The organism is Streptomyces sp. NPDC127117, assembly GCF_042677325.1.
In the GTDB taxonomy this organism is placed as follows: Bacteria; Actinomycetota; Actinomycetes; order Streptomycetales; family Streptomycetaceae; genus Streptomyces.
Genome location: NZ_JBHXTM010000010.1, coordinates 59,973 through 77,034 on the forward strand (window position 1 = coordinate 59,973; position 17,062 = coordinate 77,034).

Genomic DNA, 17,062 nt, shown 5'->3' on the forward strand with positions numbered 1-17,062 from the left:
TGTCGGACTCGCACAAAGACTGCCCCGTACTGGCTGGTACATCGCCTGCATGCCCCCCGGATTCTGTCGGGCTCCGCCAGGAAACCGGTCAGGAGACTGTACGGAGTCGACGGCAGGGTTTGCTTGCCGGGCTTCGTAGGGTCGGTACATGACCGTTGTGGACGAAACCCCGGGCGAGCCGAGCGACACCCGTGGCCGGGTGGCCGAACTGCTGGCACTGCGCGAGCAGGCCCGTCGCGGACCGAGTGACCGGGCGACCGAGGCGCAGCACGCCAAGGGCAAGCTGACCGCGCGCGAGCGGATCGGGCTGCTGCTGGACGAGGGTTCGTTCAAGGAGGTCGAGCAGCTGCGCCGGCACCGGGCGACGGGCTTCGGCCTGGAGGAGAAGAAGCCGTACACCGACGGTGTCATCACCGGCTGGGGCACGGTCGACGGCCGCACGGTCTTCGTGTACGCGCACGACTTCCGGATCTTCGGCGGTGCGCTGGGCGAGGCCCACGCCACGAAGATCCACAAGATCATGGACATGGCCATCTCGGCCGGTGCCCCGCTGGTCTCCCTGAACGACGGCGCCGGCGCCCGTATCCAGGAGGGCGTCTCCGCGCTCGCCGGTTACGGCGGGATCTTCCAGCGCAACACCCGGGCCTCTGGCGTGATCCCGCAGATCAGCGTGATGCTCGGCCCGTGCGCGGGCGGCGCGGCCTACAGCCCCGCGCTGACCGACTTCGTGTTCATGGTCCGCGAGACCTCGCAGATGTTCATCACCGGACCGGACGTCGTGAAGGCGGTCACCGGTGAGGAGATCACCCAGAACGGGCTGGGCGGCGCGGACGTGCACGCGGAGACCTCGGGCGTCGCGCACTTCGCGTACGACGACGAGGAGACCTGCATCGCCGAGGTCCGCTACCTGATCGGGATGCTGCCCTCCAACAACCGCGAGAACCCGCCCACCGCCGAGAGCGACGACCCCGCCGACCGGCGCGGCGACGTCCTGCTGGACCTGGTCCCGGCCGACGGCAACCGCCCGTACGACATGCACAAGGTCATCGAGGAGCTCGTCGACGACGGCGACTACCTGGAGATCCACGAGCGCTGGGCCCGCAACATCGTCTGCGCCCTGGCCCGGATGGACGGCCAGGTCGTCGGCATCGTCGCCAACCAGCCGCAGACCCTCGCCGGCGTACTGGACATCGAAGCCTCCGAGAAGGCGGCCCGCTTCGTCCAGATGTGTGATGCATTCAACATCCCCATCATCACTCTTTTGGACGTACCCGGCTTTCTGCCCGGGGTCGATCAGGAGCACGGTGGAATCATTCGGCACGGTGCGAAGCTGCTCTACGCGTACTGCAACGCCACGGTGCCGAGGATCTCGCTGATCCTGCGCAAGGCGTACGGCGGTGCGTACATCGTGATGGACAGCCAGTCCATCGGAGCGGATCTGACCTACGCCTGGCCGACCAACGAGATCGCGGTGATGGGCGCCGAGGGTGCCGCCAACGTCATCTTCCGCCGGCAGATCGCCGACGCCGAGGACCCGGAAGCCATGCGGAAGCGCATGGTCAAGGAGTACAAGGCGGAACTGATGCATCCGTACTACGCAGCCGAGCGCGGCCTGGTCGACGACGTCATCGACCCCGCCGAGACCCGCGAGGTACTGATCGCCTCGCTCGCCATGCTCCGTTCCAAGCACGCCGACCTGCCGTCCCGCAAGCACGGCAACCCCCCGCAGTAGCACGCACCCGCGCAGCACCCCTGCCGAGCCCGCGAAGAACTGCCGAGAAGACGGAGAAACAACCCATGAGCACTGCTGCCGAGTCCGTGCTGCGCGTCGAGAAGGGCCTTGCCGACCCCGAGGAACTGGCCGCGATAACCGCGGTCCTGCTCGCCCGCGCCGCGGCCCAGCCCGCCGCCCCCGCCCGCCGGGGCCGCAGCACCGCCGGATGGCGCCGCCTGGAGCGCACGCCGGGCTTCCGGGCCCCGCACTCCTGGCAGGGCTGACGGACAACGCGCGAAAGGGCCCCGCACTCCTTCGGGAGTGCGGGGCCCTTTCCGTACGTCCGGACCGGGGCCCTACCGCAGGCGTGCCATGAGGGCGTGCTCGACGAGCGTGATCAGCGCGCTCTTGGCGTCCGCGCGGTGCCGTGCGTCCGTCGTCAGGATCGGCGTGTCCGGGCCGATCTGGAGGGCTTCACGGACCTCGTCGGGGGTGTAGGGCTGGTGTCCGTCGAAGCCGTTGAGGGCGATGACGAACGGCAGGCCGCTGTTCTCGAAGTAGTCGACTGCGGGGAAGCAGTCGGCGAGGCGGCGGGTGTCGACGAGGACGACGGCTCCGATGGCGCCGCGGACCAGGTCGTCCCACATGAACCAGAAACGGTCCTGACCGGGCGTACCGAAGAGGTACAGGATCAGGTCCTGGTCCAGGGTGATACGACCGAAGTCCATCGCCACCGTCGTGGTGGTCTTGTCCCCGGTGTGCGTCAGGTCGTCGATGCCCGCGGAAGCGGACGTCATCACGGCTTCGGTGCGCAGCGGATTGATCTCCGAGACGGCACCGACGAACGTGGTCTTACCCACGCCGAAGCCCCCTGCCACCACGATCTTCGCCGAGGTAGTGGAGCGGGCTGCTCCGCCGCTAGAGCTTGCGAAGTCCACTGAGCACCCTTTCGAGCAGTGTCACATCTGGCTGGCCGCCGGCGGACTCGTCGCCGCCGGGCTGATGGATAGCGACGAGTCCGGCCTCTGCCAGGTCGGCTACGAGGATCCGGGCAACGCCGAGCGGGATCGAGAGCAGCGCCGAAATCTCGGCGACCGACTTGATCTCGAAGCACAGCCGGCAGATCCGCTGGTGCTCGGGCAACTGCCCTTGCAGCCGGGACGGATCAGCCGTGGTACTGACCAACGCCTCAATGGCGAGTTGGTAGCGCGGTCGGGTCCGGCCGCCGGTCATGGCGTACGGACGAACCAGCGGGTTGTGCGCGGCGGGCGCGGCAGGCTCGGGGGTCTGCCGCGGCTGAACCGGCTGGATACGGGGCGTCCGGGGCGCGTCGTAGCGGTGCGGACGCTGTGCGGGCCACCCGGAGCCCTGCTGGGCGTCGTGCGGCGGCCGCGGCGGCTGCTGCGGCCGGTACGGCTGCTGGGCGCCCTGACCGCTGGGTGCGGAGGGGAAGTTGAACCGGTTGTCGCCGTGCTCACCCGGTACCTGTCGGCCACCGTCGTACTGGTGCCCGCCTGTCGGTGTGTCCACGATTCCTCCTCCTGCCGGTCCCGGTCTCAGTGGGCCGCGCCACCGCACCTTATGGCCCGGTGGCGCGAAACGCACTGTCTGTCTACTAGTTAAGAAGACTTCCCTGCAGTTCAGCACGGAGGTCCGGGGTGAGGACACTGCCGGCACGGTCGACGAGAAGAGCCATTTCGTACCCAACCAGACCGATATCGGCGTCCGGATGTGCAAGTACGGCAAGCGATGATCCGTCGGAAATGGACATGATGAAGAGGAATCCGCGCTCCATCTCCACAACTGTCTGATTCACCGCGCCGCCCTCGAAGATCCGCGAGGCGCCCGCGGTCAGCGAGGTCAGCCCGGAGGCGACGGCCGCCAGCTGGTCGGCACGGTCACGGGGGAATCCCTCGGACATGGCCAGCAGGAGTCCGTCGGCGGAGACCACCACCGTGTGCGACACCCCTGGGGTGTTGTCCACGAAGTTGGTGATCAACCAGTTCAGATTCTGCGCCGCCTGGCTCATCGGGCTCACACTAACGCTCCTGGTTGTAGGTATTACTGTCGTCCGAACCCGCGCTGCGTCCCCGAAGCACGCCCCGCCGCAGGTTGCTCAACCTGCCGCGGACGTCCTCGGGGGCACGGGAAACCTGAGGGCCGCCCTGCAAGGTCTGCTCGGCCGTGCCCTCGACCAGATTGGCCTTGGGCACCCGCCGGGGGAGTCCGGACGGGGTGATCCCGCCCGCCTTCGGCTCCCGGAGCTTCTCGGCCCGCTCCCAGCGCTCGTCGTTGGCCGAGCGCCAGTCGTCGGAGCCGTTGCCGTCCTGCTGCGCGGGCGACGGCTGCGGCTGTTCCTCCTGCTGCGGCTGCTGCTGCGCGGCGACGGGCCGGCTGTTCCCGCGGCCGGTGGGCTGCCAGTGCTGCTGACCGCCCCGGCGCGGCAGACCGGCTTCGGTCAGCTCGTGACCGGAGTCGGGCGTGGGCCCCGGACGGTCGAAGCCTACGCGCTCCTGCGGCTCGGCGGGGGCGCTCGGGACGGATTCCGCTTCCGCCGGCGCCGAGGGCTCGTACGCGCCCTGGTAGGCGCCCTGGTCCGGCCAGCCATCCTGGTGGTGCCGGGGAGCGAACTGCTCCTCGTAGGACGGCTGCTGGGCCTCACCGGCCGCGTATCCGCCCTCCGCATAGCCACCGGGCAGAGCCTGCTCGGGCTGTTGGGCGATGCCCGCGTCGTCGGCGGGGTAGGTCTCGTAGCCGCCCTGGTACGGAGCCTGTTCGTACTGCTCCTGCCGCAGGCCCTGCTGCGGCTCCTGGCCGTAGCCGTTCCCGGCGTACCCGCCGTCGGCGTATCCGCCGTCGGCGTACGGGTCCTGCGCGAACTGCGGGTGCTCGCCCGCCGTCTGCGCCTCCAGCGCCGCCCGGCGCTCCTCACGCATCAGCGAACGGCCCACCGGGTCCAGCTGTGCCGGGGGCTGCTCGTAGCGCGAGTCGTCGAAGCCCAGCTCCGCCGCTGTGCGCATGTGCGGCTGCTGTTCGAAGCTCTGCTGCTCCGGAATGATCGAGGAGACGGTGAAGTCGTCGCCCGCGGCGGACGGTTCGCCACCGCCGCCGTGGGTGATCGCGTCCGGCAGCATGACCAGGGAGGTGGTTCCGGCCTGCTCGCCCGAAGGGCGCAGCTGGACCCGGATGCCGTGCCGGTCGGAGAGCCGGCCGACCACGAACAGCCCCATCCGCTGCGACACCGCGGCGTCCACGGTCGGGGGGTTGGCCAGCTTGTGGTTGATGTCGGCGAAGTCCTCGGCGGTGAGGCCGATGCCCTTGTCGTGGATCTCGATCATGACGCGGCTGTCGGGCAGCCGGGTCGCGGTGACCCGCACCTTGGTCTGCGGCGAGGAGAACGTGGTGGCGTTCTCCAGCAGCTCGGCCAGCAGGTGCACGAGGTCGGTGACCGACTGGCCGTGGATCTCGGTCTCGGGCACCCCGGCGAGCTCGATGCGTTCGTACGACTCCACCTCGGAGGCGGCGGCGCGGAGCACGTCGACCAGCGGGACCGGCTGGTTCCAGCGGCGGCCCGGCTCCTCGCCGGCCAGGACCAGGAGGTTCTCGCCGTTGCGGCGCATGCGGGTGGCCAGGTGGTCCAGCCGGAAGAGGTTCTCCAGCTGGTCCGGGTCGGCCTCGTTGTTCTCCAGGTCGGTGATGAGGGTCAGCTGGCCCTCGATCAGCGACTGGTTGCGGCGCGAGAGATTGGTGAAGATCGCGTTGACGTTGCCCCGCAGCATGGCCTGCTCGGCCGCCAGCCGGACCGCCTCGCGGTGCACCTGGTCGAAGGCGCGGGCGACCTCGCCGATCTCGTCGCGGCTGTGGATCGGGATCGGCTGGACACGGGTGTCCACCCGGCCCGGCTCGGCCCGGGAGAGCTGGTCGACCAGCATCGGCAGCCGCTGCTCGGCTATCCCGAAGGCGGCGGTACGCAGCCGGCGCATCGAGCGGCTCATCTGCCGGGCCATGAGCCCGGCCAGCACGAAGGCGGCCAGCAGGGCGACGATCACGACCGCGGCGTTGACGAAGGCATCGGTCCTGGCGCTGGACGAGATGTCCGCGGCCTCGGCCACCGCCTTGTCGACGAGCTCGTCCTGGACCGTGGTGTAGCCGTCGAACTTGGCGGTGGCGGCCGCCATCCAGGTCTCCGGCGTGATGCCCTTCGCGGCCAGCTTCTCGGGCGACTTGCCCTGCCCGATCTGCTGGGCCATGCCGTCGAAGACCGAGCCGTCGATACTGGGCGGGGCGACGAACGGGGTTCCCGCCGCGGCGGCCTCCTCCTTGGACTGCTTCAGCTCCCGCGCGCCCTCGTCCGCCTTGGCGGACATGACCTCCTTCAGCCGGGCCGCGTCGGCCTCCGTACCGCCGGAGACGAACTCGCCGAGCGCGATCTGCTCCAGGTAGTTGTACGAGCCGAAGGCCTTGACCTGGGCGTCGAACTTGGCGGTCTCCTGGCTCGGACGCACCAGCAGGTGCATGCCGATGGAGCGCTGAAGCGATTCTGCAGCCTTGGCGAGCTCGATCGCGTACACCGTACGGCCGTAGCTGGTGATGTTGCCGGTGCCGAGCCCCAGCTCGTTGCTGAACTCCATCAGCGAGTGCTGGACCTTGACGTAGCCCTCCTCCGTCTTCACCGGGTCCATGGCCTCGGCGAAGGCGGCCTTGCGCAGCCCGGGAAGGGTGGGCTCCTCCAGCCGGAGGAGCTGGAGGCGCCGCTCCAGGCCCTGCTTCTTGGGCATGCCCTTCACGGCCGCGTCGAACTTGTCGGCGGCCGCGTCGGTGGTGGCCCGCGCCTCCGCGATGATGTCGGCATCCCGCTTGTTGGACAGCAGGGGCTGGGCGGTGAGGTCGCGCTCGTTCAGCAGCGCCTGGCCGTACTCGGCGGCGGCGCGCACGATCAGCGCGGTCTTCTCGGCGTCCTGGGCCTCGCGCCAGGTGTCGACCGACCCCTTCACCTGGAATCCGCCCATGACCAGGCCGACCAGGACGGGGATCAGGAGAATCGCGTTCAGCCGGGTGGGCACCCGCCAGTTGCGCGGCGACAGCCGGCTGGTGCCGCCGTCGGGCACCGCCGTACCGGACGCGTCCGCAAAGGACGCCGCGGCGCGCGGTGGCGGGGTGAAGTTGCCCCGCTCCTGCTGCGCCGTGGAGTCCGCGTTGCCTCGCCTCACTCGACCAACAACCTCTCGGCGTCGGCACCAACGTTGTGCCGTATTTCGTTCAGGGCCGTACTACTCGGGAGTTCGTCGAATTCCAGCACGGGGACCGGTCGCGTTCCAAACAGTCGGAACCTGTCATTCCGAGTGGCGCAGACCTCAGATAAAACGGGCATAAAGAACGAGCCCCGTCAAAAGGCGGGGCTCATGTGAGCGCAGTGGCACCATACGGATGCGTCGGGTGTCGAACGCGGGGCAATTCTCTTTCGAAACGTTATGAATACGGGGGTGGATCGTGTCAAAGGACACAGTCCACCCCCGTCCGACTACGGTAACTACCGTATGGCAATACCGACTTGTGCTTACTTGAGCCGGGCCATGAGGGCGTGCTCCACGAGCGTGATCAGACCGCTCTTGGCGTCCGCGCGGTGCCGCGCGTCCGTCGTGATGATCGGGGTGTCCGGGCCGATCTGGAGAGCTTCGCGCACTTCGTCGGGGGTGTAGGGCTGGTGTCCGTCGAAGCCGTTGAGGGCGATGACGAACGGCAGGCCGCTGTTCTCGAAGTAGTCGACGGCGGGGAAGCAGTCGGCGAGGCGGCGGGTGTCGACGAGGACGACGGCTCCGATGGCGCCGCGGACCAGGTCGTCCCACATGAACCAGAAGCGGTCCTGACCGGGCGTACCGAAGAGGTACAGGATCAGGTCCTGGTCCAGGGTGATACGGCCGAAGTCCATGGCGACGGTCGTCGTCGTCTTGCCCCCGGTGTGCGTGAGGTCGTCGATGCCCGCGGACGCGGACGTCATCACGGCCTCCGTACGCAACGGGTTGATCTCCGAGACGGCACCGACGAACGTGGTCTTGCCCACGCCGAAGCCCCCGGCCACCACGATCTTCGCCGAGGTGGTGGCCCGGGCCGCACCGCCACTAGAGCTTGCGAAGTCCACTGAGCACCCTTTCGAGCAGTGTCACATCCGGCGCGCCGCCGGCCTCTCCATTGCCCGGCTGGTGGATGGCCACCATGCCGGCTTCCGCCAGGTCCGCGACGAGAATCCGGGCCACACCGAGCGGCATCGACAGCAGCGCCGAGACCTCGGCCACCGACTTGACCTCACGGCAGAGGTGGCAGATCCGCTGGTGCTCGGGGAGCAGCGTCCCCAGATGCGCGGGGTCGGCCGTGGTGGAGACCAGCGCCTCTATGGCGAGCTGGTAGCGAGGCCGGGTCCGGCCACCGGTCATGGCGTACGGGCGGACCAGTGGCTGGTCGCCTTCACCGTCGTACGACGCGTGATGCAGTGCGCCGTACGGATCGGGTGAGGCGGGTGGCGGGGTCATGAATCCTCCGGGCGTGACAGCAGTACGTCGGCTTGCCGTCTGAAGGGGCCGGTGGGGGGCTCTAAGCGGCCGGACGGGCGAGGGATGAGGGCATTACCTGGGGCAATCGAGTCTGTCATCGATCCAGGGCCGCCTAGTGGAGCAGGCTGCCCTGGAGCTCGGCGCGGAGGTCGGGGGTGAGGACACTGCCCGCACGGTCGACCAGCAGGGCCATCTCGTACCCGACCAGACCGATGTCGGCGTCCGGGTGGGCGAGAACGGCCAGTGAGGAGCCGTCCGAGATGGACATCAGGAAGAGGAACCCGCGTTCCATCTCCACCACGGTCTGGCTGACGGCGCCGCCTTCGAAGATCCGGGAGGCGCCCGCGGTCAGCGAGGTCAGCCCGGAGGCGACGGCCGCCAGCTGGTCGGCACGGTCACGGGGGAATCCTTCGGACATGGCCAGCAGGAGTCCGTCGGCGGAGACCACCACCGTGTGCGACACCCCTGGGGTGTTGTCCACGAAGTTGGTGATCAACCAGTTCAGATTCTGCGCGGCCTGACTCATCGGGCTCAACTAACGCTCCTGCTGGTGAGTGGGGCCGAGTGGGAAACTGCCGGTCGACTGGCTGTTGTTGGCCTGCCGCCCTTGCTGGATGCCCCGGCGGAGATTGGTCAACCGCCCTCGTACATCATCGGGGGCACGTGACACCTGAGGACCGGACTGATGGTTCTGCTGCTGAGCGGTGCCCGGCACCAGGTTGGCACGAGGCACTCGGCGCGGCAGTCCGGAAGTGGTGACTCCGCCTGCCGCGGGCTTCTTGACCCGCTCCGCCTGCCGTACGAGTTCGTCGTTCGGCGAGGGGCGCCAGGAACTTGTGGTGCTGCCCGTGTCGCCCACGGGGCGACGCGGCGCCGCGGGAGCGGAGGGCTCCGGGGCCGGCTGCTGCTGGTGGTCGGGCGAGGGTGCCTGCGGCTCGGCGGGCGGCTGCTGGCCGCCGCCCTGCTGCGGGCCGTGGAACCAGTTCGTCTCCAGGGTGTCGTACAGCGGCGTACGACCGTCCCCGGGGCCGGCCGCCGGAGGCAGCGCCTCGGGCTGCGGCTGCGAGGGCAGGACCGGACGGTACTGCGCGTCACCGCCGGGTGCGGCGGGCGGACGCGGGGCACCGAAGTCCTCGTCGTCCCTGCCGCGCTGACGCGGCGCCGGCAGCCCCTGGTCCTGGGACCGGGCGGGCTGCTGCTGCCCGAAGTCGGGGCGGGCGAACTGCCCGGTGCTCGCCGGGTCCTGGCCGGACCGGTCCTGCGAGCCGTACGGCTGCGGGGCCGGGGCCGAGAAGTCCGGGCGGGCGAACTCGGCGGTGGAGCCGGGGCCCTGCCGGTCGTCCATGGGCATCCGCGGCGTGAGCGGCGGGTTCACCGGCCGCTGGAACTGGCCGGTGGACTCGGGGTCCTCGTGACCGCGCGGGGCGTCCAGCGGAGTCTGCCGCGGCGCGGACGGCTCCCCGGTGCCCCAGCTGGTGGTCTGCGGACGCTGCGGCTGCGGATTGCCGCCGGGCAGCTCGGCACGCGGGCCGCCGACCGGGGGCAGCTGACGGCCGGGCTCGTCCTGCCCGCCGGGCTGCTGGAAGCCGCCCTGGCCGACCGGGTTCTGCCGGGCCTGCTGCGGCTGCTGCTGGGAGGGCTGCTGCCACGGGGCGGGGCCGTTGCCCTGCGAGCCGTTCTGGTCCTGGCGGTCCGGGAACTGGCGGTTCTGCTCCGGACGGTTCTGGCTGAACAGGTCGGGGCGGCCCGAGTCCGTACGGCCCGGTCCGTCGCCCTGGCCGCGGGCACCGAGACGGGCGCCGTTGCCGAAGGCACCGGCGAGGCCGCCGCCGTGACGCTGCGGCTCCGGGCGGGAACCGTCCTGCGGACCGGTGCCGGACAGCCCGGCGGACTGGAATCCGGCGTTCTGCTGGCCCTGCTGGGCCGCCTGGTGGCGGGGGCCGCCGTCGCGGGAGGGCAGCGCGGCACGCGGCGCGGAGCCCGCACCGACCTGGCCGCGCGAGGCGCCCGGACCCGAGGCGAGACGCCCGGCCGGGCCCGAGGGCGGACCGCCGAGGCCGGGACGGGAGCCGTTGCCCGCGCCGCCACCGGCGAGCAGACCGCCGGGGGCGCCGGACTGCTGCCCCGGTGCCTGCTTGGGAACCGGCTGCTTGCCGCCGTGCGCGACATCCACGGGCAGCATGACCAGCGCGGTCGTGCCACCGGAGTCGGAGGGCCGCAGCTGGATCCGGATGCCGTGACGCAGCGACAGCCGGCCGACCACGAACAGACCCATGCGACGGGAGACCGAGACGTCCACGGTGGGCGGCGAGGCGAGCCGCTCGTTGATCGCGGCGAGGTCCTCGGGGGAGAGGCCGATGCCGGTGTCGTGGATCTCGACCAGCACCCGCCCGTCGGGCAGCGCGTGACCCGTGACCCGGACCTTTGTCTGCGGCGAGGAGAACGACGTGGCGTTCTCCAGCAGCTCCGCGAGCAGGTGGACGAGGTCGTTGACCACGCGGCCGGCGACCTCGGTGGCGGGCACCGCCGCCAGTTCGATGCGCTCGTACTGCTCCACCTCGGAGGCGGCGGCACGGAGCACGTCGACCAGCGGGACGGGGCGGGTCCACCGGCGGCCCGGCTCCTCGCCCGCGAGGACGAGGAGGTTCTCGCCGTTCCGGCGCATACGGGTCGCGAGGTGGTCGAGCTTGAAGAGCGAGGAGAGCTGGTCAGGGTCGGCCTCGCGCGACTCCAGTTCGGAGATGAGCGAGAGCTGACGCTGGATGAGGCCCTGGCTGCGGCGCGAGAGGTTGGTGAACATCGCGTTGACGTTGCCCCGCAGAAGGGCCTGCTCGGCGGCCAGACGGACGGCCTCGCGGTGCACGTCGTCGAAGGCCGCGGCCACCTTGCCGATCTCGTCCCGGGAGTGCACACCGACCGACTCGACCGAGGTGTCCACGTCCTGCGGGTCGGCCTCGGAGAGCTGCTTGACGAGCTCGGGCAGACGGTCCTGAGCAACGCGCGTAGCGGTGTCCTGGAGGCGGCGCAGCGAGCGGATCATCGACCGGGCGACGACGAAGGCACCGACCAGCGAGACGCCGAGCACCAGCAGGATGAGCGCACCGCTGATGATCGCTTCGCGCTTCGACTCGTCGCGGAGCTCGCGGGCCTTGCCCTCCATGTCGCTGAGGAGGGTCTCCTCGATGGTCTTCATGGCCTGGATCTTGGTGGAGCTCTGGTCGTACCAGTCCAGGTAGGAGCGGCGCGCGGTGCCGGTCATGCCCGAGGGGCTGTCCAGCACCTTCTTCGCGTAGGTGTTGGCCGCCTTGATCTCCGGGTTGCCCTCGTCCAGCGTGGCGGTCAGCTCGTCGGCGTTGTTGCCGGTGGCCGTGTACACGGCCTTGAAGGAGCGGAGCGCCGAGCCTTCCTTGCGCAGCGCGGCGCGGCCGAACTGCTTGTCGTTCTCGTCGAGGTGCGGCTGCTTGTCGTTGCCGCCGGGCAGGGCCGCGGCGATGATCGCCCGCTGGACCGAGGCGTACTCCTTGGCGGAGGAGAAGGCCGCCAGCGCCCGGGTCCGCTTGATCATCTCCGAGTTGCTGGTCGCCTGCGCCATGTCCTGCGAGAGGCTCAGCAGCGAGGTGATCAGCTGGCTGTACTGGTCGACGGTCTGGAGACTCGGGGTGCCCTTGCCGTACGCCGTCTTGCGGATGTCGCGGATCTCGGCCAGCTGGCTCGCGATCTGGGTGACGCTGGAGTAGATACCCTCCAGGGCCTCGTCGCCGGAGGGGTCGCCGATCGAGGTCGTCGCGTCGAGGAAGGCCGTCTTCGCCCGGTCGGTCTTCTTGCGGGGCTCGGTGACCTTGAAGTCGTCGGCCTTCACCCCGTTGGCCAGCGGACCGGCCGAACGGTCGCGCTCCTCCTGGAGTGCCTGGGCCAGCGAGGTCGCCTGCTTGGTCATCCGGGTCAGCAGCTGCATGTGGTCCAGCTGCTGGATGTCGTTCATGGACTCGTTGATCCGCAGACCACCCAGCGTGGTCGCCGCGACCACGGGGAGGGCGAGCAGGGAGACCAGGCGGGTGCTGATGCGCCAGTTGCGAAGGGCGACTCGGGAACCGGTGCTGACGGGCCCCCGGGACTTGGCCGACGCGCTCGGATCCGTGTCGCCGCTCGCCGCGGCACCGGGGCGCTGGGCGCGGTCGCCACTGTCACCGGCCGCGGCAGGCCCGGGGTTCTGGGCGTGCTGGGCCGAGGAGCCGCGGTCGGTCCCGCCGTGCGGCTCCTGCTCCGCCGCAGCGCTGCCATCCCTCTTGAAACGTCCCTGCACTAGCGTCGCAACCTCTGGACCAGGCGTCCCGCCGCTGGGCGGTAGGACGGTGTCGGCGTCGTGGGGCGTTGTACCCGCCCCATGGTGGTCGTGAGTGACCGGCGTCCTTCCCCTTCCCGCCGCCACTCGGCGCTCCGTTGCGCCCCCTGCGCGCCGGCTTGAAACCCGCGGCGGTGCGTGGAATTCCAGCACAGTGCCGGATCTCCAACAAGGGCCCAAGGCCGGGCCGTGACAGGGGTGACGCGTTGTGATGACTGAGTAACAAGCCGTGCAGCGTGATCATGGATGAAACAGATGATTACGGGCGAATCGGCGAAGGGTAAGGGGTGTCCCAGTCGACATGATCAGGAGCGGAATGGCTGATTCAGTTACGTAATGTCCGTTTCTGTCGACTCGATGGGCCGCCCGGAATGGGGGAATTGTCTGTCCGGTCGTGAGCAAACTCACATGATGATCGTCGTCTCTTCCGGGCTTCCGGAGGGAATCGGATGTTTAGCCTGACGCTTTACAGGGATGGCAAATCCGACAACCGGCGCCCCTTCGGGCGGCGCCCGAACCGACAGGGTCCGAGCGGCAGATGAAGACGACGATGATGTTCCGCAACATTGCCAACCCCCGGCGCACCACGCTGGCGCACCTCAAGGACGCCGACGGACCGCGGACGCCGGAGCAGCCGGAGCACGCCGTGGACCTGCCCGCCCAGACGGCCAACCCCCGGCGCACCATCCTGATGGAAGCCCCGGTCACCGCCGCCGTCCCGGAGTAGCCCGGACGCCGTCCCCCTCGGAGCCTGTCGGCCGACCTCCGACCGGAGGTCACCCGACAGGCTCTCGCTCGCGCCGCCCGGTAATCGGGGCAGGTCCCGACGGGCGACGCGTTAGCCTGGAGCGTCAGTCTTCAGCCAGCAAGTGAGGGGCGACAGCATCCCGTGCGCATCGCCAGGTTCTCCATCGACGGCAATGTCGCCTTCGGCGCCGTCGAGGGCGAGGGGCCCGATGGTCTCGTCCTCGACATCATCAAGGGCATCCCGTACGCCGAGTTCGAGCTCTCCGGCACCAAGGTCCCGCTGAGCAAGGTCCGCCTCCTGCCCCCCGTGCTCCCCAACAAGGTCGTGGCCATCGGCCGCAACTACGCGGAGCACGCCAAGGAGCTGGGCAACGAGGTACCGGACGTACCCGTCGCCTTCTTCAAGCCCACCACCTCGGTGATCGGCTCCGGCGACGCCATCGAGTACCCCTCCTTCTCCGACGAACTCCACCACGAGGCCGAACTGGCCGTGGTCATCGGCCGCATGTGCCGGGAAGTTCCGCGCGAGCGCGTGAAGGACGTCATCTTCGGCTACACCTGCGCCAATGACGTCACCGCCCGCGACGCCCAGAAGCGCGAGAAGCAGTGGGCCCGGGCCAAGGGCTTCGACACCTCCTGCCCGCTCGGCCCCTGGGTGGAGACCGACCTCGACCCCCACGACCTCACCATTCAGGCGACGGTCAACGGCGAGCAACGCCAACTGGGCCGTACGAGCGACATGATCCGCTCGATCGAGGATCTGGTCGTCCACATCACGGAAGCCATGACGCTGCTCCCGGGCGACGTGATCCTCACCGGCACTCCCGCGGGGGTCGGACCCCTCCATGTCGGCGACGAGGTCGCCGTCACCATCGAAGGCATCGGCACTCTCACCAACAAGGTGATCAAGCGTGGTTAACGCACCTGTCCGCGTACGTTTCTGTCCCTCCCCGACCGGTAACCCCCATGTGGGCCTGGTCCGCACCGCCCTGTTCAACTGGGCCTTCGCCCGGCACCACGGCGGCACCCTGGTCTTCCGCATCGAGGACACCGACGCGGCCCGCGACTCCGAGGACTCCTACAACCAGCTCCTCGACTCGATGCGCTGGCTCGGCTTCGACTGGGACGAGGGCCCCGAGGTCGGCGGCCCGCACGCCCCGTACCGCCAGTCGCAGCGCATGGACATCTACAAGGACGTCGCCGAGAAGCTCCTGGCGGGCGGGTACGCATACCACTGCTACTGCACCACCGAGGAGCTCGACGCCCGCCGCGACGCCGCCCGCGCCGCCGGCAAGCCGTCCGGCTACGACGGCCACTGCCGCGACCTCACGGCCGAGCAGATCGCCGCCTACGAGGCCGAGGGCCGCACCTCCATCGTCCGCTTCCGGATGCCCGACGAGGCGCTCACCTTCAACGACCTGGTCCGCGGCGAGCTGACCTTCCAGCCGGAGAACGTGCCGGACTACGGCATCGTCCGCGCCAACGGCGCCCCGCTCTACACGCTGGTCAACCCGGTCGACGACGCGCTGATGGAGATCACCCACGTCCTGCGCGGCGAGGACCTGCTCTCCTCCACCCCGCGCCAGCTCGCCCTGTACAAGGCGCTCATCGAGCTGGGCATCGCCAAGGACACCCCGGCCTTCGGCCACCTGCCGTACGTCATGGGCGAGGGCAACAAGAAGCTCTCCAAGCGCGACCCGCAGGCCTCGCTCAACCTCTACCGCGAGCGCGGCTTCCTGCCCGAGGGGCTGCTCAACTACCTCTCCCTGCTGGGCTGGTCCATCGCCGAGGACCGCGACATCTTCTCCATCGACGAGATGGTGGCCGCGTTCGACATCGCGGACGTCAACGCCAACCCGGCGCGCTTCGATCTGAAGAAGTGCGAGCACATCAACGCCGAGCACATCCGCAAGATGGACGTGAAGGCGTTCACCGAGGCGTGCGGCCCCTGGCTGAAGGCCCCGTTCGCGCCGTGGGCCCCGGAGTCCTTCGACGCGGAGCAGTTCGCCGAGATCGCCCCGCACGCCCAGACCCGTGTGACGGTCCTCTCGGACATCACGGCCAACGTCGACTTCCTCTTCCTCGACGAGCCGGCGACGGACGAGGCGTCCTGGAACAAGGCGATGAAGGAGGGCTCCGACGCCCTCCTCACCACGGCCCGCGCCAAGCTGGCCGAGGCCGAGTGGAATGCGGACGCCCTGAAGAACGCCATCCTCACCGCGGGCGAGGAGCACGGCCTGAAGCTCGGCAAGGCCCAGGCCCCGGTCCGTGTGGCGGTCACCGGCCGCACCATCGGCCTGCCGCTCTTCGAGTCCCTGGAGATCCTGGGCCGCGAGAAGACGCTGGCCCGTGTGGACGCCGCCCTGGCCAAGCTGGCCGCGTAACACCCGCACCGCACCCGAAGGGGGCGGCCACCGGTTCGCCCGGAGGCCGCCCCCTTCGCGCCGTTCACGGCCACCGTGCCGGAACCTACGCTGGGCCGTATGACGATCCGCGCGGTTCTCTGGGACATCGACGACACGATCTTCGACTACACCACCGCCGACCGCCTCGGCATGTACAAACACCTCGAACACGAGGGCCTGCCCGACGGATACGAGGACGTCGAGCAGGCCCTCGTCGTATGGCGGGAGCTCACCGACGTGCACTGGGCGCGGTTCGCCGCCGGGGAGACGGACTTCCAGGGGCAGCGCCGGGAACGCGTCAGGGAATTCCTCTCGCGGGCGCTGGACGATGCCGAGGCCGACGACTGGTTCGCCCGGCACATCGCCCATTACGAGGCCGCGTGGGCGCTCTTCCCCGATGTGCTGCCGGTGCTGGACCTGCTGGCGGACGGGTTCCGGCATGCGGTGCTGTCGAACGCCGGCATCCAGAACCAGGACCGGAAGCTGCGCAGGCTCGGGGTGCGGGACCGGTTCGAGGCCATGGTGTGCGCCGTGGAACTGGGCATCTCCAAGCCCGAGGCCGGCGCCTTCCACGCCGGCTGCGAGGCACTGGCGCTGGAGCCGGGGGAGGTCGCGTACGTGGGGAACGAACCGGACATCGACGCCGCCGGGGCGGTCGCCGCCGGGCTGATGGGGATCTGGCTGGACCGGGGCGGGAGCGGTGGGCGGCCCGAACTGGTCCGCATCAGCGGGCTCGATCAGCTGCCCGGACTGCTGGCGGGCAATACCCGTTTTGGAGCGCCGGACACCTTCGGGTAATGTTCTTCCTGCGCCGCCCGAGCGGGAGGAAAGATCCGAACGGGAAGCGCAAGCCGAACAAGGCCCCCCACGGGGGTTGAGTTTTGGTGGGCTATGGTGTAATTGGCAACACTACGGTTTCTGGTACCGTCATTCTAGGTTCGAGTCCTGGTAGCCCAGCGCAGAAATGCAACAGCAGTAATCAGTAGTAACAAGCCCCCGTTGTGTAGCGGCCTAGCACGCTGCCCTCTCACGGCAGTAGCGCCGGTTCGAATCCGGTCGGGGGTACAGATCCTTCCCGCGAGATCATCTGGGTCGCACCCACGCTCTCGATGCAGGATCGCTAGGGCCCCCGTTGTGTAGCGGCCTAGCACGCTGCCCTCTCACGGCAGTAGCGCCGGTTCGAATCCGGTCGGGGGTACTTGTAACACCATGGGCTATGGTGTAATTGGCAACACTACGGTTTCTGGTACCGTCATTCTAGGTTCGAGTCCTGGTAGCCCAGCGCAGAAATGCAACAGCAGTAATC

Annotated in this window: 14 protein-coding genes and 4 tRNA genes; 10 read left to right on the forward strand and 8 right to left on the reverse strand. The window is 69.5% G+C overall.

From position 1 onward, the window contains the following. Positions 1-148: 148 nt before the first annotated feature. Complete coding sequence (locus ACFVH0_RS11670; RefSeq protein WP_385819400.1) at positions 149-1,732, forward strand: acyl-CoA carboxylase subunit beta; 1,584 nt, start codon at positions 149-151, stop codon at positions 1,730-1,732. A 65-nt stretch (positions 1,733-1,797) separates the two neighbouring features. Further along, positions 1,798-1,998 (forward strand): acyl-CoA carboxylase subunit epsilon, encoded by a 201-nt coding sequence (locus tag ACFVH0_RS11675; RefSeq protein WP_385819401.1) that lies wholly within the window; start codon positions 1,798-1,800, stop codon positions 1,996-1,998. A gap of 72 nt (positions 1,999-2,070) precedes the next feature. Here ACFVH0_RS11675 and ACFVH0_RS11680 read toward each other — a convergent pair whose 3' ends face one another. The 8 genes from ACFVH0_RS11680 to ACFVH0_RS11715 form a co-directional block, all read right to left on the reverse strand. Beyond that, positions 2,071-2,652 (reverse strand): ATP/GTP-binding protein, encoded by a 582-nt coding sequence (locus tag ACFVH0_RS11680; RefSeq protein ID WP_014048542.1) that lies wholly within the window; start codon positions 2,650-2,652, stop codon positions 2,071-2,073. Further along, positions 2,633-3,244, reverse strand: coding sequence for a DUF742 domain-containing protein (locus tag ACFVH0_RS11685; RefSeq protein ID WP_385819402.1), 612 nt, complete (start codon positions 3,242-3,244; stop codon positions 2,633-2,635). Before ACFVH0_RS11685 ends, ACFVH0_RS11680 begins: the two co-directional genes overlap by 20 nt. Positions 3,245-3,329: 85 nt before the next feature. After that, the gene (locus ACFVH0_RS11690) at positions 3,330-3,743 is read right to left on the reverse strand and encodes a roadblock/LC7 domain-containing protein (RefSeq protein ID WP_006127847.1); all 414 of its coding nucleotides are present in this window, start codon (positions 3,741-3,743) and stop codon (positions 3,330-3,332) included. Positions 3,744-3,753: 10 nt separating this feature from the next. Continuing rightward, positions 3,754-6,924, reverse strand: a complete 3,171-nt coding sequence (locus ACFVH0_RS11695; protein WP_385819403.1) for a nitrate- and nitrite sensing domain-containing protein — start codon at positions 6,922-6,924, stop codon at positions 3,754-3,756. 347 nt (positions 6,925-7,271) lie between these two features. Further along, the gene (locus tag ACFVH0_RS11700; RefSeq protein ID WP_072487286.1) at positions 7,272-7,853 is read right to left on the reverse strand and encodes an ATP/GTP-binding protein; all 582 of its coding nucleotides are present in this window, start codon (positions 7,851-7,853) and stop codon (positions 7,272-7,274) included. After that, a complete protein-coding gene (locus tag ACFVH0_RS11705; RefSeq protein WP_003966010.1) occupies positions 7,834-8,241 on the reverse strand; it encodes a DUF742 domain-containing protein in 408 nt (135 codons plus the stop codon). The genes ACFVH0_RS11700 and ACFVH0_RS11705 overlap by 20 nt, the downstream gene beginning before the upstream one ends. A 133-nt stretch (positions 8,242-8,374) precedes the next feature. Beyond that, a complete protein-coding gene (locus ACFVH0_RS11710) occupies positions 8,375-8,788 on the reverse strand; it encodes a roadblock/LC7 domain-containing protein (RefSeq protein WP_259934900.1) in 414 nt (137 codons plus the stop codon). A gap of 9 nt (positions 8,789-8,797) precedes the next feature. Then, positions 8,798-12,565 (reverse strand): nitrate- and nitrite sensing domain-containing protein, encoded by a 3,768-nt coding sequence (locus tag ACFVH0_RS11715; protein ID WP_385819404.1) that lies wholly within the window; start codon positions 12,563-12,565, stop codon positions 8,798-8,800. Positions 12,566-13,142: 577 nt separating this feature from the next. Here ACFVH0_RS11715 and ACFVH0_RS11720 point away from each other — a divergent pair. The 8 genes from ACFVH0_RS11720 (at position 13,143) to ACFVH0_RS11755 (ending at position 17,038) form a co-directional block, all read left to right on the forward strand. Further along, positions 13,143-13,331 carry a hypothetical protein gene (locus tag ACFVH0_RS11720; RefSeq protein WP_385819405.1) on the forward strand — a complete coding sequence of 63 codons (189 nt, stop codon included), beginning with the start codon at positions 13,143-13,145 and terminating at the stop codon, positions 13,329-13,331. 162 nt (positions 13,332-13,493) lie between these two features. After that, positions 13,494-14,270, forward strand: coding sequence for a fumarylacetoacetate hydrolase family protein (locus tag ACFVH0_RS11725; protein ID WP_266688366.1), 777 nt, complete (start codon positions 13,494-13,496; stop codon positions 14,268-14,270). Continuing rightward, complete coding sequence (gene gltX, locus ACFVH0_RS11730; protein WP_385819406.1) at positions 14,263-15,735, forward strand: glutamate--tRNA ligase; 1,473 nt, start codon at positions 14,263-14,265, stop codon at positions 15,733-15,735. Before ACFVH0_RS11725 ends, gltX begins: the two co-directional genes overlap by 8 nt. Positions 15,736-15,834: 99 nt before the next feature. Continuing rightward, positions 15,835-16,554, forward strand: a complete 720-nt coding sequence (locus tag ACFVH0_RS11735) for an HAD family hydrolase (protein WP_385819407.1) — start codon at positions 15,835-15,837, stop codon at positions 16,552-16,554. A gap of 87 nt (positions 16,555-16,641) precedes the next feature. Next, positions 16,642-16,713, forward strand: a tRNA-Gln gene (locus ACFVH0_RS11740). A 35-nt stretch (positions 16,714-16,748) separates the two neighbouring features. Next, a tRNA-Glu gene (locus tag ACFVH0_RS11745) sits at positions 16,749-16,821 on the forward strand. 60 nt (positions 16,822-16,881) lie between these two features. After that, positions 16,882-16,954 (forward strand) — tRNA-Glu (locus ACFVH0_RS11750). A 12-nt stretch (positions 16,955-16,966) separates the two neighbouring features. Then, a tRNA-Gln gene (locus tag ACFVH0_RS11755) sits at positions 16,967-17,038 on the forward strand. The last annotated feature ends 24 nt before the right edge of the window (positions 17,039-17,062 follow it).